The sequence below is a fragment of the Vibrio sp. 10N.286.51.E5 genome (assembly GCF_041469125.1).
Classification (GTDB): domain Bacteria; phylum Pseudomonadota; class Gammaproteobacteria; order Enterobacterales; family Vibrionaceae; genus Vibrio; species Vibrio crassostreae_C.
Window position 1 is genome coordinate 91277 of record NZ_JBFRJZ010000010.1, and the last position, 21573, is coordinate 112849.

At 44.6% G+C, this 21573-nt stretch carries 14 protein-coding genes; 12 read left to right on the top strand and 2 right to left on the bottom strand.

Annotated features, from left to right (window positions below):
* The first annotated feature begins 472 nt into the window (after nt 1-472).
* The 10 genes from AB4161_RS03375 (at nt 473) to AB4161_RS03420 (ending at nt 15527) form a co-directional block, all read left to right on the top strand.
* Nucleotides 473-1132, top strand: a complete 660-nt coding sequence (locus AB4161_RS03375; RefSeq protein ID WP_017062933.1) for a TetR/AcrR family transcriptional regulator — start codon at nt 473-475, stop codon at nt 1130-1132.
* Nucleotides 1132-2469: an efflux RND transporter periplasmic adaptor subunit gene (locus AB4161_RS03380; RefSeq protein ID WP_372082792.1), complete on the top strand. Its 1338-nt coding sequence runs from the start codon at nt 1132-1134 to the stop codon at nt 2467-2469. The genes AB4161_RS03375 and AB4161_RS03380 overlap by 1 nt, the downstream gene beginning before the upstream one ends.
* The gene (locus AB4161_RS03385; protein ID WP_372082793.1) at nt 2466-5573 is read left to right on the top strand and encodes an efflux RND transporter permease subunit; all 3108 of its coding nucleotides are present in this window, start codon (nt 2466-2468) and stop codon (nt 5571-5573) included. The genes AB4161_RS03380 and AB4161_RS03385 overlap by 4 nt, the downstream gene beginning before the upstream one ends.
* A 291-nt stretch (nt 5574-5864) precedes the next feature.
* Entirely contained in the window at nt 5865-6389 is a 525-nt protein-coding gene (locus tag AB4161_RS03390) for a phosphatase PAP2 family protein (RefSeq protein WP_136982218.1), read from the top strand.
* A gap of 54 nt (nt 6390-6443) precedes the next feature.
* Nucleotides 6444-7499, top strand: coding sequence for an MJ1255/VC2487 family glycosyltransferase (locus tag AB4161_RS03395; RefSeq protein ID WP_372082794.1), 1056 nt, complete (start codon nt 6444-6446; stop codon nt 7497-7499).
* Nucleotides 7500-7845: 346 nt separating this feature from the next.
* Nucleotides 7846-8805: a transcriptional regulator LeuO gene (leuO, locus tag AB4161_RS03400; RefSeq protein WP_137001755.1), complete on the top strand. Its 960-nt coding sequence runs from the start codon at nt 7846-7848 to the stop codon at nt 8803-8805.
* 202 nt (nt 8806-9007) lie between these two features.
* The gene (locus AB4161_RS03405) at nt 9008-10816 is read left to right on the top strand and encodes a long-chain fatty acid--CoA ligase (RefSeq protein ID WP_372082795.1); all 1809 of its coding nucleotides are present in this window, start codon (nt 9008-9010) and stop codon (nt 10814-10816) included.
* A 460-nt stretch (nt 10817-11276) separates the two neighbouring features.
* Nucleotides 11277-13034 carry an acetolactate synthase 3 large subunit gene (locus tag AB4161_RS03410; RefSeq protein WP_017062926.1) on the top strand — a complete coding sequence of 586 codons (1758 nt, stop codon included), beginning with the start codon at nt 11277-11279 and terminating at the stop codon, nt 13032-13034.
* Between the two features lies 1 nt (nt 13035).
* Nucleotides 13036-13530, top strand: a complete 495-nt coding sequence (gene ilvN, locus AB4161_RS03415; RefSeq protein WP_008219984.1) for an acetolactate synthase small subunit — start codon at nt 13036-13038, stop codon at nt 13528-13530.
* Between the two features lie 113 nt (nt 13531-13643).
* Nucleotides 13644-15527 (top strand): diguanylate cyclase, encoded by a 1884-nt coding sequence (locus tag AB4161_RS03420; RefSeq protein ID WP_017068819.1) that lies wholly within the window; start codon nt 13644-13646, stop codon nt 15525-15527.
* Between the two features lie 580 nt (nt 15528-16107).
* Here AB4161_RS03420 and AB4161_RS03425 read toward each other — a convergent pair.
* Nucleotides 16108-16779, bottom strand: coding sequence for a GntR family transcriptional regulator (locus tag AB4161_RS03425; protein WP_136982221.1), 672 nt, complete (start codon nt 16777-16779; stop codon nt 16108-16110).
* A gap of 175 nt (nt 16780-16954) precedes the next feature.
* Nucleotides 16955-18367, bottom strand: a complete 1413-nt coding sequence (gene pykF / locus AB4161_RS03430; RefSeq protein WP_136982222.1) for a pyruvate kinase PykF — start codon at nt 18365-18367, stop codon at nt 16955-16957.
* A gap of 429 nt (nt 18368-18796) precedes the next feature.
* On the opposite strand from pykF, the gene AB4161_RS03435 reads away from it, so the two are divergent.
* Both AB4161_RS03435 and glmS read left to right on the top strand, forming a co-directional pair.
* On the top strand, nt 18797-19567 hold the full coding sequence (locus AB4161_RS03435; protein ID WP_017061404.1) for a DeoR/GlpR family DNA-binding transcription regulator: 771 nt from the start codon (nt 18797-18799) through the stop codon (nt 19565-19567).
* A gap of 107 nt (nt 19568-19674) precedes the next feature.
* Nucleotides 19675-21507 carry a glutamine--fructose-6-phosphate transaminase (isomerizing) gene (gene glmS, locus AB4161_RS03440; RefSeq protein ID WP_017061405.1) on the top strand — a complete coding sequence of 611 codons (1833 nt, stop codon included), beginning with the start codon at nt 19675-19677 and terminating at the stop codon, nt 21505-21507.
* The last annotated feature ends 66 nt before the right edge of the window (nt 21508-21573 follow it).

Sequence of the window (21573 nt, forward strand, 5' to 3'; positions counted from 1 at the left end):
AGCGCGGGTTTTAATATTTGTGTAGTTCTTGACCCACAACTTACCCGCGCGATTGGTTCACGATAAGGAGAAGTTTCAGCAGTCGAGAAGAAGAAAAAATCATTACACAAATATCCGTAAATAAACTGTTAACACCATATGTACCGTAATTTATTCTGAGCGTCAAACAAGAAAATCCAATATCAGCATACATTAGCGGTGTTTTGGTTTGGTTTGTGCTGCTTGCGTGTTGTTTATTGGTGTTATCGGCTGATTGAGTGTTTCGTACTGGGTGGTTAGTTTATCGTTTGGCTTATGTGTAGGTTAAAACTTTGTAGTAAATCTTTTTGATGGAACGATTCACCAATAAAATTAAAAGGGCGGCTAAATTAATTAATCATTTGATTAAATAGTGAGTAATTAATCTTCTACAACCATGTCGATTTATCCCTATAATTAATCGTGTGATTAATTATAGGGATAGGTCTCAGTGATGGCAGCGCGTAAAGCAGGGCGACCTCAACAGAATCTAGATGTACGGCAGTTACTCATTGAGCACGCTCGAGATCTGTTCGTGGTTCAACCGTACGACAAGGTATCGACTCGCTTAGTTGCTGAGCGAGCGGGTGTGAATATTGCGATGATTCGCTATTACTTTGGCAGTAAAGCCGGATTGTTTGAGGCGATGCTGCGTGAAACATTACGCCCTATGCAATTACAAATGCAGAGACTCGTTGATGAAAGCAGTCATGAGAACTTTCTTGATTTAATGCGGACTTACTACAAAGAGATGGTCAAAGTGCCGAAGTTTCCTCGCTTGATAGCCCAAGTGATGAATATGCCTCCCTCTGAAGTGCAAAGAGAGTTGCTCGAAAAGGTTTTCCTCGATGTTGCAAAGCCAGCCCAAGATGTCATTTTTGAAAAGTTGGTTGAACAAGGCATCTTAAAACAGAACATGGATCCAAAATTGTGCCGTATTTCGTATGTAAGCTTGATGGTGTTTCCTTTCATCGCTCCGCCGCCTTTATTGGCAATTCATGGGATTGAGATTAATGAAGAATTTCTTAATCGTTTAATCGAACACAACATTCAATTGATGACTGAAGGCTTTATTAACGCACCGAGCCCTTCTTCCGTGCAGGACCAAAGATAATGAAAATAAATAAAAAACTACTCTTCTTTCCAGCACTTTCGGTTGGTGTTATTGGCCTTGTCGCCGCGATTAACTTGAAGCCGGATCTTCCAACCAAACCTGCGGGTGATAGGGCTCGCTTAGTTGATACTGTGAGCCTAGAACAACAACTGATAGCGCCGTTAGCGGTCGGCTTTGGCAAAGTAGTGCCTAAAGTTGAATGGAAAGCGATTGCTGAGGTGACAGGACAGATCGTGTATCGACATCCAGATCTTGAAAAAGGCCAGGTGATCCCTGCAGGAACGGTCGTGCTCAAGGTTGATCCATTGGATTACGAATTGAAACTGATACAAGCAGAGGCGGATCTAAAATCAAGCCAAACCTCATTAGCGAAATTGAATCAAGAAGAAGACAACCTTAATCAGACTCTTAAGATCGAAAAGAATCGTTTGGTGATCAGCAATAAAGAGCTACAACGTAAACAGGATCTGCGTAAGAAAGGGCTCACCTCTCAATCGGATGTCGACCTGCAACAACAAAGCGCATTGTCTCAGCAGAAGTTGGTATTAGATATCGCGAACCAAATCGCGTTGATGCCAGATGAAAAGCGTGTTGCGGAAGCGGTGATTAAGGTCAACGTGTCTAAGGTAAAAGAGGCGCAGCGCTCTCTCGATAAGACCACGATCACTTTGCCAAGAGCGATGCGAATTGCTCAGGTTGATATCGAACAAAATCAAGTAGTTAACCTTCAGCAGGAGATGTTTATTGCTCACGGGATTAATGTCATGGAAGTAGAGGCGCAACTTTCTATTCACGATATGCAAACTTTAGCCTCCAGCTTTAACCAATTTCCTCGCGATGCTGCAGGAATCCCTAATCCTTATGAAGCGCCAATCAAAGCAAGCATTCAACTTAACAGCGGCAACCTGAACCTCAGTTGGCCAGCGAAGGTGGCAAGAATCAGCGAAACAGTTGATGAAAACCAAGCGACGGCGGGGATTATTCTCGAGATCGCTCAAGATTACTCACAATTGCAACCAGACAGCGCGACGCCTTTGGTTAACGGTATGTTTGTCAAAGCTGAGATTGAAGGTGTCGCGAATCTAAGTTGGGTGTTGCCTGAACGAGCGCTACATGGTGACAAAATTTATCTAATGGACGATAACTCTCGTCTGAAAATGGTGAATGTTGAAGTGCTTTATCGTAGAGACAACCAAGTGGTTGTGAACGGGGAGCTTCAAACGGGCGACAAACTGGTTCTCAATGACTTATTACCAGCCATTGAAGGCATGTTACTGAGAGAGTCCAACTCTGAAGAGGCTGAGCTTGAATCAGATACTCAGGAGAGTGCGTCATGATCAAGTTTTTCTCTCGGCACCCAACAGCAGCAAACTTGTTGATGCTTGGGTTGTTGATCTTGGGTATAAGCTCACTATCAACCATCAAACGTGAAACCTTCCCCGCTTACGATCCGCCTTACATTATGGCTGCGATTGTTTATCCCGGCGCCTCTCCACAAGAAGTGGAAGAGAGCTTGTGTGTGCGAATGGAAGATGCAGTAGACGGCTTAGCCAACATTGAAGAAACTCAGTGTGAAGCCATCGAAGGCAGCGCTCGTTTAATTCTAAAGTTAAATGAAAAAGCGGACATCGGCCGAATGCTGGTGGATGTGCAAACCCAGATCAACTCGATCAATGATTTCCCAACTGAGATTGAATCGCCTGTTGTTCAAGAGCTAGATTGGAATGAACCGGTTGTCGATATCGCTATAACAGCCGAAACGTCGTGGCCAGAACTTAAGGCCTACGCGGAAGATCTTAAGCGCACCATGAAGCTTGATTACGATGTCTCTTTGGTCGAGGTTAGCGGCTTCTCGGATCATCAATATCGAGTGGAACTGGATACCCAAGCTATTCGTCAGTTGGGTTTGAGTGTCGGTGATATCGCGGATCAAATTGGTCGACAGAATGTAAAACTGCCGAGTGGTAACGTTGAAACACCAGATAAAAACTTCCTGATTCGCTTCGACGAGAGACGAATCACACCGGTTGAACTTGAAAGTATCGTGGTTGGTTCTGCGCCTAATGGCTCGGTGATCCGTTTGAGAGACATAGCCAAAATAACCGACCGCTTTGAGCTGGATGAACAGAAGGTGTTATTTGATGGCAAGCCTTCGGCGCTGCTTAAGATCAGTAAGAACAAAGAAGACGATGCGCTGCGAATCAAAGAGAACGTAACACGATTCGTTGAAGATCAAAGCGCGATTGCTCCTGATGGCGTGACACTACAAATGACCAACGATCTCTCATCTGTGCTTTGGGATCGTCTAACCATGATGGTGAGCAATGGCTGGCAAGGTATTGTGCTGGTGTTCGCCACCATGTGGCTGTTCTTCAGCTTACGTTATTCATTTTGGGTGGCGGCAGGGTTGCCAGTGGCCTTCCTTGGTGGCTTGTTCTTAATGGCCAACCTTGGTTTGTCGATCAACATTATGTCGCTGGTCGGGTTGTTAATGGCAATCGGTATTATGATGGATGACGCCATCGTGATAGCCGAATCGATAGCCTCCCACTTAGATAGGGGACAAAGCGTCGATGATGCGGTGTACAACGGCGTTAAGAAAGTGCTTCCCGGAGTACTGTCTTCTTTCTTAACCACGGTGTGTATTTTCGGTAGCTTACTGTTTCTTGATGGCGAGATGGGCGCTGTGCTTAAGGCCGTTCCTCAAGTATTGATTTTGGTGCTGTCGTTGAGCTTGATTGAAGCCTTCCTGATTCTACCTAATCACCTATCTCATTCATTACACAAAGAAAAAAATGACAAGCCAGCGCTGCGCTTTAAAGTGGTGTTGCTTGAGAAGTTTGAGAACTTCCGTAATACCACTTTGATGAACATGGTTGAGAAAGTCGTGACCTTCCGCTACGCCTTTATGGGCGGAGTGATTACGCTGTTGTTGCTTTCAGTCGCCTTGATTGCTGGTGGTGTTGTTAAGTTTCAACCTTTCCCAGAGCTGGATGGTGATATTGCCGAGGCGCGTATTATTCTTCCGCCGGGGGCGTCACTGTCTCAAACCGAGATAGTGGTCGATAAGATTGTTGCATCAGCCGAGCGTTTAAATGCGCAGTGGAGCGAAGAGGTCGAAGAAGGCAACACCTTGGTTGAGCACATTACTAGCCAATTTAATGCCAACGCAGATGCCAACGAATCAGGCCCACACTTAGCCACAGTGCGTTTAGATCTGCGTGGAGCAGAGAGCCGTAACACGGTTATCGATGATTTCATTGATGCATGGCGAGAGGATATCGGTGACTTGGCGGATCCTATTTCATTGGTGTTCAAGCAACCTACTATGGGGCCGGGCGGTCGTGCTATTGAAATTCGCGCCAAACACGATGACCTGAGCGCATTGAAATCCGCTTCTTTGGATATTCAGGAGTACCTTAATCAGTTCGATGGGGTGCATGGCGTGCTTGATGATATGCGCATGGGTAAAGAAGAGATCTTGGTGAAGCTGCGTCCGGGCGCTGAAACCTACAATGTGAATGGGCAGATGATTGCTTCCCAATTGCGTGCGGCTTTCTTTGGTCAGACAGCGGATGAGATTCAAATCGGTGTTGAGAATATCTCGATTGAAGTGCGTCTTGATAAAGAGCAAGCGGGCGACATACAGCAGCTGGCCAACTTCCCGATCATCACCGCAGATGGCAGTCAGATCCCGCTAGCAACGTTGGCGACGTTAGATTTCCAACGTAATTACGTGCGAATTCAGCGTATTGATGGGCTGAGAACTATCAGTATCTTTGGTGATATTGATAACAAGAAAGCGAGTTCATCCGCGATCTTGGCTCAGTTCCAAAAAGATGAAGCCGCCAAACTTATTCAGAAGTACCCGGGTCTACGCTTTGATTTCGAAGGGGAGGCCAAAGATGCGGCTAAGACTGGAGCCTCTATGGGCAAAGGCTTCTTACTCGGCTTATTTGGCGTGTTTGCGATTCTTAGCTATCAATTCCGAAGCTACTTAGAGCCTGTGGTCGTGATGTTGGCGATTCCACTCGCTTTTATTGGGGTGGTCGTTGGACACTGGATACTTGGGCACTCTTTGAGTATGCCAAGCATGATGGGCTTTGTGTCGCTTGCTGGGATTGTGGTCAACGATTCCATTTTGTTGGTGCAGTACATTCGTCACCATGTCGATGAGGGAGATAGCGTGCATGACTCGGTGGTAAAAGCCAGTCGTGAGCGTTTCCGAGCGGTATTCTTGACCTCAATGACGACTGCGGCAGGTTTGCTACCGCTGTTGACGGAAACTAGCTTACAGGCTCAGGTTATCCAGCCATTGGTTATTTCGATCGTATTCGGCATATTTGCCTCGACCTTACTGGTGCTGTTTATGATCCCAGCGGCTTACGCAATATTGGCGGATTTCGGTTTGGTGAAAAAGCACGAGCCATTAGCCCTATAGCCTTTAGCGCTATTATCATTTGCGAGTACTACTATTATTAGCGAACGCTATAACCATTAACACGATAGAAGTAGGGTTTGCTTACTTATACTAAGAAGTAAAAACATAGAAGAATAAAGCGGCCTTGGGTCGCTTTATTTTTATCGACAGTTTCTAGGCCTCATCAGCTTGCTTAGCGAAAGCGGTCAATTCGCCTCAAAATTCATTTTAGTTCATTCAAAACGTCACTTAACTGTCATTTCAGGAGCATAACTTGAGCCTTAACTGAATAAGGATTGTTAAGGAGATTGTATGCGTACTATCGAACCTATTGTCCGCTGGGATGTGGCATTTTCTGTTTTCTGTTTAAAGAGCCGTTATAGCGGACAACAGGCGACACTCAGTAAGGCGGTGTCTCATACTGGAGATGGACACCTTTATGTTTTGATTGCCTTGATTGCACTGCTGGTCGATAGCAACACCGGTCGAGACTTTCTTTTGGTGGGCTTAACCGCCTTCGCAATCGAACTGCCTATTTACTGGTTTGCTAAAAATACGCTCAAGCGCCGTCGACCAGCTGAATTCTCTTCACTACTTCACTCTCATATTGTGCCATCCGATAAATACAGTCTGCCTTCAGGGCATTCCGCTGCTGCTTTTGTTATGGCGACCCTAATCGGGCATTTCTATCCGAGCTTGTACCTCTTTAGCTTGGTGTGGGCAACTGCGATTGCAGGCTCTCGAATCCTGCTCGGTGTGCACTTTTTAACGGACGTACTGATTGGCGCAGCCTTGGGCATCGCTTGTACCAGCCTAGCTATCAGCTTCATCCTGTAATTATTTTGTTGGCAACCACTGCCGAGCTTAAGTGGTAAATTTAAAGGAACATGCATGAAAATTTTATATGGCGTACAAGGCACAGGAAATGGGCACATCGCTCGAGCGAGAGCAATGGCCGTCGCTTTTCGTCAGCAAAATATTGATGTCGATTTTCTGTTCTCTGGGCGAGATGAGAGCAAATACTTTTCGATGGAAGCGTTTGGCAACTATCAGACCCGCAGCGGCTTAACTTTTTACAGCGAGCAGGGGCAGGTTAAATACGGCAAAACATTCATGAAGAACAACATCTGGCGATTTCTCCGTGAGATTAACCAGATCGATCTTACGCCTTATGATTTAGTGATTAATGATTTTGAGCCTGTCACTGCATGGGCGGCTAAGAGACAAGGTGTGCCATGCATTGGGATAAGCCACCAGAATGCGTTTCGTTATGATGTACCCAAAGAAGGGGGCAACTGGATTGAACATTCAGTGATTCAACATTTCGCCCCAACCGAGCACTCTATTGGCTTGCACTGGTATCACTTTGAACAGCCGATTTTGCCGCCTATCGTTCACACGCTGGTTGGTGATCAACAAATAAAAACAACACAAGATTTTACGTTGGTCTATTTGCCATTTGAGGATCTTGAGTCGATCTCAGAGCTGCTGATGAAGTTCATTTCGCAAAACTTTGTCTGTTACCACCCGGATGTGATTGAGCATAGCCGAGTTGAAAATATTGAGTTCAAACCACTGAGTCATGCGGGCTTTCAATTCGACCTCAATCAGTGCTCTGGTGTGGTCGCAAATGGCGGCTTTGAATTGCCATCTGAAGCCCTAACTTTGGGGAAGAAATTGCTTCTCAAACCACTCGAAGGACAGTTCGAACAACAGAGCAATGTGGCGACGCTAGAGGCCCTTGGGTTAGCTCAAACCATGACGTTTTTAGATGCGGCTATCTTGCGCGCTTGGCTCAGTGAAAAACAGGCCGAAGTGGTCACCTATCCAGACGTGGCAAGTGCACTCGTTGAGTGGGTATTAGCAGGGAATTGGTCTAATCAAGATGATTTAAGAAAGCAACTTTGGGACAAGGTCGACTTTCCAAGTTATGCATCGCTCACCTAACTCATAAGTGCTATTTCTGAATTGACCAGTTGAACAATTCACGGGCTCAATAAATTGTAACAAATGTAACCAAACGATAGAACAGCTAAATAAGTCGAAATTAAACTCATAAGTGACGCATTTTATGTTTTTTTATAACTCTATAAATAATTGATTTTTAGATGTTATTTAATAATTAAGGTAAAATAAAATTATTCTTTATCAATCTTGTTGGTAGCTCGAGATGCATTGGTTAATAGTAATGTCAATCCGAAAAACATCGGTCTGATAAATATAAGAATTAGTGGTTATCTATTCTCATACCATTACCAATTTAACGCTGTCGAACCGACAAGAGGCAACTTGAATGTTAGATAAGAAAGACGCAATGAGTGCTATTGCAAGCTACAGAATGGAAAGCACACTTCGTGGAGTCGACTTAAATCTTTTGACTGTATTTGATGCAGTTATGCAAGAGCAAAACATTACACGTGCAGCTCACAATCTGGGTATGTCTCAGCCTGCTGTAAGTAACGCTGTTGCTCGTCTAAAAGTGATGTTTAACGACGAACTATTCATGCGCCAAGGTCGTGGTATTCAACCGACTCAACGTGCACGTCAGTTGTTTGGTCCTATCCGCCAAGCGCTACAATTAGTACGCAACGAACTACCAAGTTCTGTGTTCTCTCCAGAGTCTTCTTCTCGCCTGTTCAAGCTTGCGATTTGCAGCCCTTGTGACATGCGTTTTGCACCTAAGATTATGTCGACTATCAACGAGCAAGCACCAAGCGTTAAACTGCACATGGACGCTGAGTTCGATCGTCAGCTTTCTGAGCGTATGCGCTACCAAGAAATCGACTTCGTGATCGATTACGCTCGCTTTGATGAGCAAGGTTTCTCAAGCACTGAAATCTTCCAAGATGAGTTGGTTGTTGTCGCTTCTGCTTCTCACCCACGCATTAACGGTGAAGTAACAGCGGCAGAGCTGCTTAACGAAAAGCACGCGAAACTGTCTCGCATCCATGGTCAACGTAGCTTCTCTGAGCAAGCTTACCGTGACCTAGATTGCACGCCTTTCTACGAAGGTACGAGCTTAAGCAACGTTCTTTACGTTGTAGGCCAATCTGAACTAGTAACAATTGCTCCTCGTTGGATGGTAGAACATGCAGCAAACAAAGAGCAGCTTCAGATTCTAGATTTCCCATTCGATAATGCGGCGATTTCTGGCTTCCTAAGCTGGCACGAATCAAGTGAAAAGGATAAAGGACACATTTGGTTACGAGATCAGTTAATGATGATCTGTGGCGAAGTAGTGGCACTTAACTAGACACTAATCCCTATGATTTATAAGCCCTAAGCTAGGAGACTGGCTTAGGGCTTTTTTATGCGCGCTATTTTAGTAGGTAGAAAACTTAGCGTTAGACGTACTATTACTTATAACTTTGAGCTTCATCAGTTGCCTTTTCCATGATCAGAGGTACACTTGTGCGCTCAAAAAAGCTTACAGGTGTAAGCCTAAAGGTAAAGAGATGGCCAATTTAGATTTTCATATCGTAAAAAGACTTCGTGACCAAATTGCCCAAGGCGGCAACCGTACAGCTTTGAAGCACAAAGTAGACAATGTATGGCAAGGCATTAGCTGGGAGCAGTTTGGACAACAAATCGATACGCTTTCATTAGCACTATTGGCTCAGGGACTGAGAGTTCAAGATAAGATCGGTATCTATTCAAATAATATGCCTCAATGGACCGTGGCAGATTTTGCATCTTTACAAGCTCGTCTTGTGACTGTGCCGATTTATCCAACCAACACAGCAGCACAGTCGTCTTACATCATCCAAAATGCGGATGTGAAGATCTTATTCGTTGGTGAGCAAGTTCAATTTGACGCGGCGGTGAGCCTATTCGAAGAGTGTGAACAGCTAGAAGTGGTTGTCGCGATGTCTGATGACATCGACCTGCAAGGACACAGCTTTGCCGTATCTTGGAATGACTTCATGGCGCGTGGCGTTGAAGCACAACAAGCTGAACTTGACGTGCGTCTTGCTGATGCAAGCATGGACGACCTGCTGACTCTTATCTATACCTCTGGTACCACAGGTCAGCCAAAAGGCGTAATGCTTGATTACACCAACATTGGCTACCAGTTAGAAGGCCACGATGAGCGCCTTAGCCTGAGCAAAGACGATGTCTCATTGTGTTTCCTACCGTTATCACACGTATTTGAGCGTGCTTGGACGTTCTACGTTCTTTATAAAGGCGCAACCAACTGCTACCTGCAAGATACGATGCAAGTGCGTGATGCGCTAAGTGATGTGAAACCTACTGTAATGTGTGCGGTTCCACGCTTCTACGAGAAGATCTTCTCTGCGATTCACGAGAAGGTATCTAAAGCACCATTTATTCGTAAAGTGCTATTTACTTGGGCGGTGAACATGGGAGCAAAGCTTTCAGTTTGTCACCAAGAAGGTCGTACTCCATCGTTGATGCTGAAGAAGAGCCATGCGCTAGCTGATAAGCTTGTGCTATCTAAACTGCGCGCTCTACTCGGCGGTAACATCAACTTCATGCCATGTGGTGGCGCGAAGCTTGATGAGACGATTGGTCGTTTCTTCCATGCTATCGGCATCAACGTAAAACTTGGCTACGGCATGACAGAAACCACGGCAACAGTATCTTGCTGGGATGATCGCTGTTTTAACCCTGATTCGATTGGTATGTCGATGCCGGGCGCAGAAGTTAAGATTGGTGCTAAGGACGAGATTCTTGTTCGCGGTCCAATGGTGATGCGTGGCTACTACAAGATGCCAGAAGAGACAGCTAAGACATTCGATGAGCACGGTTTCTTGAAAACCGGTGATGCGGGTCATTTTGATGAAAATGGTAACCTGTTCATTACTGATCGTATCAAAGAGCTGATGAAAACTTCTGGTGGTAAGTATATTGCCCCGCAAGTGGTTGAAGGTGCGATTGGTAAAGATCACTTTATCGAACAGATTGCTGTTATCGCTGATACACGCAAATTCGTTTCTGCGCTGATTGTTCCTTGTTATGACTCGCTAGAAGAGTACGCCAAAGAGCTTAATATCAAGTATCACGATCGCGTTGAACTTGTTAAGCACCACCAAATCGTCGAGATGCTAGAAAAGCGTGTGAATGACCTACAGCAAGAACTGGCGAAGTTTGAGCAAGTGAAGAAGTTCAAGCTACTGCCAAAAGCGTTTTCTATGGATGATGGCGAACTGACGCCGACCCAGAAACTGCGCCGTAAGGTTATCAACGATAAGTATCAAGACGAAATCGAAGAAATGTACACTGAAAAGTCGAAAGATAAGTAGTTTTCTACTGAGATAAATTTTCAGTTGTTTAAAAATCCCCCTACGAATGTGATTGCATTTTTAGGGGGATTTTTTGTATCTAACGACACAGCACAATGTGCGAAAGCGCACACCAGCAAGCTCGCGGTTTATCGATAAATAGCGATCTATTAAAATATTAAGTGCTTTTTTTTGTTCGCTAACTAGTGTTTAAACCTGGCGTGGGGGGCTGAGTTGGGTTTTATTTAATGCTTTGAGCTAATAGTTGGTTTTTTGGCACAGTTGCCGAATAACAGGTGTTAGACCAGATGATAATAAAGCGTTAAAGTTGTTTCGTATTACTGTTTGTTGTTATCACGACAGACAGCCATAGCCGAAAAAGTGGAAGTATTTCGAATTAGGCTACGAATAAGCCCTAGACTATGAAAAACCAGCCCAACATGTTCACCAAATATGATTGGAAACTGGTGAGGAGAGCAATATGACAACAAAACCTGAAACAGCCATGTCATCCGGCGCTGAAATGTTATCCGGCGCTGAGATGGTGGTGCAGTCTCTAATTGAAGAGGGTGTAGAACAAATCTTTGGTTACCCAGGTGGTTCTGTACTTGATATCTACGATGCGTTGCATGCTAAAACTGCTGAAATTAAACACGTATTAGTGCGACACGAACAAGCCGCTACCCACATGGCAGATGGCTATACTCGTTCTACCGGTAAACCGGGTGTAGTACTTGTGTGTTCTGGTCCAGGTGCGACCAATACCGTTACTGGTATTGCAACCGCCTACATGGACTCAATCCCAATGATTGTTATTTCTGGTAACGTACCAAATAACCTCATTGGTAATGACGCCTTCCAAGAGTGTGACATCGTGGGTGTATCACGCCCGATCGTTAAACACAGCTTCTTAGTTAAGAAAGCGGAAGATATCCCTGAAGTCGTTAAAAAAGCATTCTATATTTCAACGACAGGGCGTCCCGGTCCTGTGGTTATTGATCTGCCGAAAGATATCTTAAACCCACAAATCAAGCTTCCTTATGAATACCCAGAAACGCTCAAAATGCGTTCGTATAACCCAACGGTTACGGGTCATAAAGGTCAGATCAAAAAGGCGCTAAAAGCCCTTCTTGAAGCGAAGAAGCCGGTACTTTATGTCGGTGGTGGTGCGGTTATTTCTGAGGCAGATAAGCCGCTGTTAAAATTAGCAGAGGCACTGAATTTACCTGTGGTAAGCACCCTAATGGGGCTTGGCGCTTTCCCTGGCACCCATAAGAACTCTTTGGGTATGTTAGGCATGCATGGTTTATATGAAGCCAATATGGCGATGCACAATGCGGATTTGATCTTTGGTATTGGCGTACGTTTCGATGATCGAACGACTAATAACCTAGATAAGTACTGCCCTGATGCGAAGATCATGCACATTGATATCGACCCATCTTCGATCTCTAAGAACGTAAAAGTGGATCTACCGATTGTAGGTTCTGCTGAAAAGGTTCTAGAGAGCATGGTGAACTTGCTCGTTGAGCAAGGCGGCACTAACGATGCAGAAGCGATTGAAAGCTGGTGGAGTGAAATCAAGCAGTGGCAAGAGCGTGACTGCCTAGCTTACGAGAAATCGTCTGAGCGCATCAAACCACAGCAAGTAATTGAAACACTGCATAAAGTAACCAATGGCGATGCCTATGTTGCTTCTGACGTAGGTCAACACCAAATGTTTGCTGCTTTATACTACCCGTTTAACAAGCCACGTCGTTGGATTAACTCTGGTGGTCTAGGCACGATGGGCTTTGGCCTGCCTGCTGGTATGGGCGTTAAGTTTGCTAAGCCAGATGAAGAGGTGGTTGTGGTAACCGGTGACGGCAGTATTCAAATGAATATCCAAGAGCTGTCGACTGCGCTGCAATACAATATCCCGGTTAAGATTATTAACCTTAACAACCGTTTCCTAGGCATGGTAAAACAGTGGCAAGACATTGTTTATCAAGGCCGTTACTCTAACTCATATATGGACTCTGTTCCTGATTTTGCTGCTATCGCTGAGGCTTATGGCCACGTTGGTATGCGCATTTCATCTCCGGATGAATTGGAATCAGGTTTGGAAAAAGCACTGGCGATGAAAGACCGTTTGGTATTTGTCGATATTAGTGTGGATGACACCGAGCACGTATACCCAATGCAGATCAAAGGCGAGGGTATGGATAACATGTGGCTAAGCAAAACGGAGAGAACATAATATGAGGCACATTATTTCACTACTAATGGAAAACCAACCTGGTGCGCTTTCTCGTGTGGTTGGCTTGTTTTCTCAGCGTGGCTACAACATCGAGTCTTTGAACGTATCTCCAACCGATGATCCGACGCTGTCTCGTTTGAACGTCACTACTAACTCGAGCGAAATGCAGCTTGAGCAGATTCAGAAACAACTGCATAAGCTAATCGACGTACTTAAAGTACAAGAAGTGTCTGAACTTGAACACATTGAACGTGAGCTGTTGATGGTAAAAGTACGTGCGAGCGGCTTTGCTCGTGCGGAAGTGAAGCGCACAGCGGATATCTTCCGTGGTCAGATCGTTGATGTTACGGCTTCTCAATATACGGTTCAAATGGCGGGTACTAGCGAGAAACTGGATGCCTTCATTCAGGCGCTGTCTGAAGTGACGGAAGTGCTTGAAGTAGCTCGAAGTGGTGTTGTTGGCATCGCACGAGGCGAACGTGCGTTGAAAGCCTAGACGATAAGTCTTTAAAAAATAACTTTAAAGCCGCTTTTTTAAGCGGCTTTTATTTTGTTAATTTTTTAGAGTGCTATAATCCCGCGCTGCACTTCCATTCATCTGAGTTAGCAATGCGAAATAAAAAATCAATAATTACATTGCTGATTATCTCTATCATATTGTCTTCTGCAGTATGTCTGTATTATTTGCAGCGCTACAAAGAAGTAAAACAGCAGAGCTTTGACTACTCAGCTAAGCAAGCCGTTCATCAGTTAGTGTATGCCAAGCGAGATTATGATCTTCTCAAGACTCAGTTAGTCTCGGTCATGGAGCTACTCAGTCATAGCCAGAGCTTGGTTAACTTTGCTTCCTCTCCCTCAGACCAAACCAAACATCTACTTGAAGAGGTCTGGCAATCTGTTCTAGTGAACCAGAAGTGGTATACACAAATCCATCTGTTAGATGTCACTGGCAAAGAATTGGTGCGTGTTAACTATTCCTCTGATACCGGTAGAGTGACGTTTCCTCAACAGCTGCAAGATAGGTCGGATTCTAACTACTTCCAATACGCTCAAAAACTAGAAGCCGAACAGATTGGCGGTTGGGGTATTGAGCTTGAAACTGAGCATGGTGAAGTCACCTTCCCTTATTCGCCGGTAATCCGTGTCTTTACCCCAGTAGAAACCCCTGACGAAAGAGTAGGCTACCTCGTCATCAATCTTGATGTATGGGGCTTATCGTCGCGTCTGAGCTTTTCACCAGATAACGATCTTAGAGCAGAAGTTCTCAATGACGCGGGTTACTTCATCGCGAGTAACAACAGCGGTAAGTTGTTCGGAGACTCTATTCCTGAAAGAAAAGGCTATAACCTGAAAAATATCGCGCCGAAGACGTGGGATGCGATCTCCAATGATCAGGTGGGATACGTTTTTGAAGATGGTAATTTGTTTGCCTTTAACACGGTTATGCTCGCGAACAGTCAAAAGGTCCATTTACTGATTCAACTTAATCAAAAGCAACTGATGGATCGGGCTGAGCGTGATCTAGATGATTTGGCCCATGAAGAGATCATTGTTCTGATTACGGTGCTGATATTCGCTTTCCCGTTTGCTTACCTGGTGACGCACTGCCGACGCCGAAGCCTAGAGAGTAAATTGGCACGCGCCGCATTGAATGGTATGTCGGCAGTGATGATCTCTGACAAGCAGCACCGCACAATGATGATCAACAACGAATTTGAGAACATGACTGGGTACTGCAAAAAACAGGTGATCGGTCAAAATGCATTGCAGTTGCTGCTTGAGAATACCGACCAAGTGCTCTCAAGCTCGGCTATTTGGAGTCATTTAGAGCAAGAAGAAGTATGGGAAGGGGAGGTTCAGTGTAAGAACAAGCTGCGTATTCCTTTTACTGCGATCATGCGAGTGCATGCGGTCAAAAACAATTCAGGCAAAGTCAGTTACTACATCACCTCGTTGGTTGATATTTCCGTAAGGAAGGAGCTTGAGGTACGTTTGAGGATCTTAAGTGAACGTGACTCTTTGAGTAATCTCTGGAACCGACGAAAATTCGAAGAGCAGCTGGCCTACTATTCTCGCTTAGTTGAGCGTTACCCGATCGAAGCGACCACCTGCTTAGCCTTGGTGGACATCGATAACTTCAAGCGAATCAATGATGAGCTTGGCCACGACGAAGGTGACCGTGTGATCGCTGGTGTTGCTAAACTTCTGCAAGATAGCCTTCGTGGGACGGACTTTGTTGCACGTGTCGGAGGAGAAGAGTTTGCACTCTTGATGCCACACACGTCTCTGCCAGAAGCAAAGCGCGTATTGGATCGCTTGCGAATAGAGATTGAACTGGCAGCCGGAACTAAGGTAACGGTGAGTGTTGGCTTTACTGATTTAACAAGTAACAGTACTCGCTCATACAAGTGTGCCGATGTTGCGCTTTACGAATCTAAATCGTCTGGTCGTAATACGGTCTCTATGTGTCCTAGCTACGATGATGTCGCTTAGGTTCGCTTCTATCTAGTCCTGTCTTCTCTTTGCTTCACCTCTTCAAGCTGGCCCCGACTCACTTTATCTCTCCCCCTTTTTATAGGAATCTCACTTTTGAGCGACCTATGTCACAAAATCTATACAGTTAGACTAAAGTCTAATGCTGGTGGAAATTTGAGCTAAAATGAACAATAAGTAAACTACCTTGCTTCAGATTACATCGTGCTTAACGGTGTAATAAATAGAGTGTTTACCAGATGTAAAAGGATGACACCGTTAACTTAATTCAACTGATTAGCTAGCCTTTTCAATGGTTTGAAAGGCAGCAGTAGAATTAGGTTAGCTGGAGCAAGAGTTTGGGGATCATACAGTCTGGTTAAAAGAGGCGTGGTATGTTTGTCGATTTTTTAGTGAGGTTAACCATAGGCACATTAGCCATTCTTGGCTTTCAATTGAGTGCTTTGTATTTTTTACCTATGGTTGTGCTACTCAATACTCATCACAAAGAGTTTTTTGGGTGGTAGTTCAGTCGTAATACTGGAAACAAAAAACGGAGCCATTGGGCTCCGTTTTTATTTGGTTAGAAGCTACTTTAGCGTTATGCCGCTTCGATAACTTCTTCAATTCGTTTCATTGAACCTAGCAGGTGTTGATCAAGCAGTTCAGTCGCTTGTTCTACATTCTTAGAGAGTACTAGTTTCATGATCATTTCGTGTTCATCAATATTGAACAGATCATCTGATGCGCTTTCTGCAGACATAGCGAGGAAGCGGTAACGTTTCACTTGGTTAATTAGGTCATCAAAGAACTTAAACATGTTCTCTGAATCTGCACCTTCAAGCAGTGCGACATGGAATTGCTGGTGGCGCTCTTCCCATTCTACACAGTCAAACTCTTCAGATACGTACTGTACTCGCGATAGTTTATGGTAAGACGTTAGTACATCCAGTTCCCAGCTCTCATCACCTGCTGCAATCGCTTTTTTAAGCAGAACCGATGATACAACACGAAGGCTTTCGTATAGGTCATTCAGTTCTTTCTTTGATACAGGAGATACCCAGCAGCCTTTTTGTGGCTCTAGTTTGACGTATTTACTCCAAGACAATTGCACTAGGGCTTCACGAATTGGAGATGCACCAACGTTGTATCTATTTTTTAGATCAGCAACAACGAGCTTTTGACCTGGGGTTAATTCACCGTTGAGAATATCTTGGCGAATCATCTTTGATACTTTGTCAGTGAGAGTAGGACTAGACATTACAAACCTCATGTATATTTGATTTCTAGTCTGCTAATCCATCTCTTGGAAAGAGCCATTGGATATTAACAGTACGTAGTTCTATCTTGTTTGATAATATAGCGTACTGAAAAGTTAGGCAAGATTTGTTTCATAAAAAAAGAGGGCCGAAGCCCTCTTTTATATTTTTATGCGAATCGGTTCATTCTTATAGAACGTGAACAGATGCCGTGTTTGTAGTACCAGAAGCTACTAGAGCGCCAGAAACCATTACTACGATATCGCCTTTGTTACCTAGGCCAGATTGTAGAGCGATTTCTTTACCGTTGATGTAGAACGTGTCTGTGTTCTCGATAGAGTCAACAAGAACTGGTTTAACACCTTTAGTAAGAACTAGCTGTGCAGCTGTCTTTTCGTTAGTTGTTAGAGCAAGGATGTTTGCTGTTGGGAAGTACTTACGTACTGAACGTGCAGACTTACCGCCTTCAGTTGCAACAACGATTAGAGGAGCAGCTAGCTTCTCTGCTGTATCTACAGCGCCTTTACATACTGCTTCAGTGATGCGTAGACGTGGGCTGTCTAGACGAGAACCTAGCTCAGCTTTAAGAGCTGAATCAGTGCGGTTCGCGATTTGAGCCATGATAGTAACAGCTTCAACTGGGTACTTACCTTTAGCAGTTTCACCAGAAAGCATTACTGCATCAGTACCATCCATGATTGCGTTCGCAACGTCACCCGCTTCAGCACGAGTTGGACGTGGGTTGCTGATCATAGAGTCAAGCATTTGAGTTGCAGTGATAACCATCTTACGTGCACGGTTACACTTCTCGATCATCATCTTCTGAGCGAAGATTACTTCTTCAGCTGGGATTTCAACACCTAGGTCACCACGAGCAACCATGATGCCGTCAGAAGCTTCAAGGATTGAATCGAAGTTATCTACACCTTCTTGGTTTTCAATCTTAGAAATGATGTGGATGTTCTCGCCGCCGTTAGCGTTTAGAAGCTCACGGATTTCTTTAACGTCTTCTTCTTTACGGATGAAAGAAGCAGCAACGAAATCTACGCCTTGCTCACAACCAAACTTAAGGTCAGCTTTGTCTTTCTCAGAAAGAGCAGGAAGTTGAACAGAAACGCCAGGAAGGTTAACACCTTTGTTTTCGCCTAGAGCACCGTTGTTAAGAACTTTACACTTAACTTCAGTTTCTGTTGTTGCGATAACTTCCATTTCGATTAGGCCGTCATCAACAAGGATAGTGTTACCTGCTGTTAGGTCTTTAGCGAAACCTAGGTAAGTTACTGCTACTACGTCTTTGTTACCAACAACTGTTGCGTCAGTTGTGAAAGTGAACTCTTGACCAGCTACTAGATCTACGTCGTTACCATCTTCAAGTTTGATAGTACGGATTTCTGGACCTTTAGTATCTAGAAGGATAGCAAGTTGCTCACCTTTGTTTTCCATTACTTTACGGAAGTTCGCGATACGAGTGCCGTGCTCTGCGAAATCACCGTGAGAGAAGTTAAGACGCATAACGTTCATGCCAGCATCTACTAGTTCAGTTAGCTTCTCTACAGATTCAGTTTTAGGGCCAATCGTACATACGATTTTGGTCTTTTTCATGGAAGGTACTCTCCGGTAAGTATTGTTACAATTTGAAATTTATTTAAGTTCTGAAGATTGGTCCGCTACATCAACATTTTGTGCCTGTTGTGTAAAAGCGCGGGACTTCCAATATGTCCTTCAGAGTTGTAAGTCTTTCATCAATTTTAGTCATTTTATGACTAAAAGATTTTGATTCAATATCGGTTTTCTGTGACTTACCCCACTATATAGGGGGTAAGTTGCAAAAAAATAACAGTCAGTTTTGTAATTTTTTTTCTTTTCGGGTGCGGATTCTACCACCTAATGAGTTCAATATCACTGCTTAACAATTGTCTTAGGACAAGGTTTTATCGCTATTTATTAATTTTTTGGATCAAAATAAATGGACTAAATAGTTTCGTTGTAACTATAATATGTTTCACATCGAAACTTAGTGGCCTTTTTTAAATGTCGAAACGAAACACCCAACTCAGAAGACATGCAATTTCTAACCTAGTGAATGAAAAAGGGGAGGTTAGTGTTGATGAATTATCCGCTAAGTTCGAAACCTCAGAAGTCACTATTAGAAAGGACTTGGCGTCTTTAGAGAAAAACGGTCAGCTTTTACGCCGTTATGGTGGTGCGATTTCGTTACCGAAAGAGGTTGTCAACGAAGAGCTGGGTCAACAAGTTTCGACTCGAAAGATTTCATTGGCAAAAGCCGCTGCAGATTTAATTCGCGACCATAACCGCATCGTGATCGATAGTGGCAGTACGACCGGTGCTCTAATTCAGCAGCTTAATGCTAAGCGTGGCTTGGTTGTTATGACCAACTCATTGCACGTTGCTAATGCGCTTAATGAGCTTGAAAGCGAGCCGACGTTATTAATGACTGGCGGCACTTGGGATACCCATTCGGACTCTTTCCAAGGCAAAGTTGCAGAGTCGGTACTTCGTGCTTACGATTTTGACCAACTATTTATTGGGGCTGATGGTATCGACCTCGATAGAGGCACAACCACGTTTAACGAACTGGTTGGCCTGAGCAAAGTAATGGCTGAAGTGTCACGAGAAGTGATCGTGATGGTTGAGTCGGAAAAGGTGGGACGAAAGATCCCGAACTTAGAGCTGGCATGGGAACACATTGACATCTTAATTACCGATACAGACTTAGGCGAAGAATCCAAAGCAAGTATCGAATCACATGATGTTCGAGTGATCCTGACCGATCCAGCGTAAAAACAAATTTAAGTATTATGCATTTACCTTCCTATAATTGATCTTAATGAAGATTTGGCCTTTGCTTGCTGCCAATAGGAATAAAACAAAATTGATGGAGTGAAACTATGTGTGGAATTGTTGGTGCAGTAGCACAGCGTGATGTAGCTGAAATTTTAGTAGAAGGCCTTCGTCGTCTAGAATACCGTGGCTACGATTCAGCTGGTGTCGCTGTAGTCGATACTGAATCTAACCTAACTCGTGTACGCCGCCTAGGTAAAGTACAAGAGCTAGCTGACGCAGTAGAAGAGCAACAAGTGATTGGTGGTACAGGTATCGCTCATACACGTTGGGCGACACACGGTGAGCCGTCTGAAGCGAACGCACACCCACACATGTCTGGTGATATTGCCGTTGTACACAATGGCATTATCGAAAACCACGAAGCACTGCGCGCTATGCTGCAAGAGCGTGGTTACGTATTTACTTCACAAACGGATACAGAAGTTATTGCTCACTTAGTTGAGTGGGAACTTCGCACTTCAGCTTCTTTGGTTGAAGCGCTACAGAAAACAGCAAAACAATTAGACGGTGCGTACGGCACGGTTGCGGTTGATCGTAAAGATCCTAGCCGTATCGTTGTAGCTCGTTCTGGTAGCCCGATCGTTATCGGTTTTGGTGTCGGCGAGAACTTCCTTGCTTCTGATCAACTGGCGCTACTGAGCGTAACTCGTCGCTTCATGTACCTAGAAGAAGGTGATGTTGCTGAGGTAACTCGTCGTGATGTTACGGTATTTGATGTAGCGGGTGAGCGTGTTGAGCGTGAAATCGTTGAGTCAAACGCTGAACACGACGCAGGTGACAAAGGTCAATACCGCCACTTCATGCAGAAAGAGATCTTCGAGCAGCCAACAGCGCTGATCAATACAATGGAAGGCCGTATCTCTGACACTTCGGTTATCACTAACGCGATCGGCGTTAAAGCTGAAGAGATCCTAAGCAAGGTTGAACACGTGCAGATCATCGCATGTGGTACGTCTTACAACTCAGGCATGGCAGCGCGTTACTGGTTTGAATCTCTAGCTGGCGTAAGCTGTGACGTAGAGATTGCTTCTGAATTCCGTTACCGTGATTTCGTTGTTCGTCCGAACAGCCTATTGGTGACTCTGTCTCAATCTGGTGAAACTGCGGATACGCTTGCTGCACTTCGTCTTGCAAAAGAGAAGGGTTATATGTCTGCAATGACTATCTGTAACGTTGCGGGTTCTTCACTGGTTCGTGAATCTGATTTTGCCTTCATGACTCGCGCAGGAACAGAGATCGGTGTTGCTTCTACTAAAGCTTTCACAACTCAACTAGCAGCGATGCTGATGATGGTAACGTCAATTGGTCGTCTACAAGGTCGTATCAATGAAGAAAAAGAAGCGGAAATCGTTCAAGCACTTCACCAACTGCCTGCTGATATCGAGAAAGCATTAGCGTTCGATAAAGAAATTGAAGCACTGGCACCTGATTTTGCTGATAAGCATCACACACTGTTCTTGGGTCGTGGTGAGTTCTACCCAATCGCGATGGAAGCGTCTCTTAAACTGAAAGAGATCTCTTACATCCACGCAGAAGCATACGCAGCTGGTGAGCTTAAGCACGGTCCTTTGGCTCTTATCGATGCAGATATGCCTGTAGTCGTTATTGCACCAAGCAACGACTTGCTAGAGAAGCTGAAATCGAACGTTGAAGAAGTGCGTGCTCGTGGCGGTCTACTTTACGTATTCGCTGATGAAGATGCGGGCTTTGAAAGCGATGAGAACATGAAGATCATCAAGATGCCTCACGTAAGTGAAGTAACAGCGCCTATCTACTACACAGTACCGATGCAGCTGCTGTCTTACCATGTCGCACTAATAAAAGGTACCGACGTTGACCAACCTCGTAACCTAGCGAAAGCGGTAACAGTTGAGTAATCGACAGCTTACCTAAGATATAGATAATAAGAAGCCCATCCTGTGATGGGCTTTTTTATGGTGCGC

Bases quoted from the DNA above. Each gene is read 5' to 3' on its own strand.
- AB4161_RS03425 (WP_136982221.1), bottom strand. From the start codon at position 16,779: ATGAGGTTTGTAATGTCTAGTCCTACTCTCACTGACAAAGTATCAAAG.
- AB4161_RS03410 (WP_017062926.1), top strand. From the start codon at position 11,277: ATGACAACAAAACCTGAAACAGCCATGTCATCCGGCGCTGAAATGTTA.
- AB4161_RS03395 (WP_372082794.1), top strand. From the start codon at position 6,444: ATGAAAATTTTATATGGCGTACAAGGCACAGGAAATGGGCACATCGCT.
- AB4161_RS03385 (WP_372082793.1), top strand. From the start codon at position 2,466: ATGATCAAGTTTTTCTCTCGGCACCCAACAGCAGCAAACTTGTTGATG.
- glmS (WP_017061405.1), top strand. From the start codon at position 19,675: ATGTGTGGAATTGTTGGTGCAGTAGCACAGCGTGATGTAGCTGAAATT.
- AB4161_RS03375 (WP_017062933.1), top strand. From the start codon at position 473: ATGGCAGCGCGTAAAGCAGGGCGACCTCAACAGAATCTAGATGTACGG.
- ilvN (WP_008219984.1), top strand. From the start codon at position 13,036: ATGAGGCACATTATTTCACTACTAATGGAAAACCAACCTGGTGCGCTT.
- AB4161_RS03390 (WP_136982218.1), top strand. From the start codon at position 5,865: ATGCGTACTATCGAACCTATTGTCCGCTGGGATGTGGCATTTTCTGTT.
- AB4161_RS03435 (WP_017061404.1), top strand. From the start codon at position 18,797: ATGTCGAAACGAAACACCCAACTCAGAAGACATGCAATTTCTAACCTA.
- leuO (WP_137001755.1), top strand. From the start codon at position 7,846: ATGTTAGATAAGAAAGACGCAATGAGTGCTATTGCAAGCTACAGAATG.
- AB4161_RS03405 (WP_372082795.1), top strand. From the start codon at position 9,008: ATGGCCAATTTAGATTTTCATATCGTAAAAAGACTTCGTGACCAAATT.
- AB4161_RS03380 (WP_372082792.1), top strand. From the start codon at position 1,132: ATGAAAATAAATAAAAAACTACTCTTCTTTCCAGCACTTTCGGTTGGT.
- AB4161_RS03420 (WP_017068819.1), top strand. From the start codon at position 13,644: ATGCGAAATAAAAAATCAATAATTACATTGCTGATTATCTCTATCATA.
- pykF (WP_136982222.1), bottom strand. From the start codon at position 18,367: ATGAAAAAGACCAAAATCGTATGTACGATTGGCCCTAAAACTGAATCT.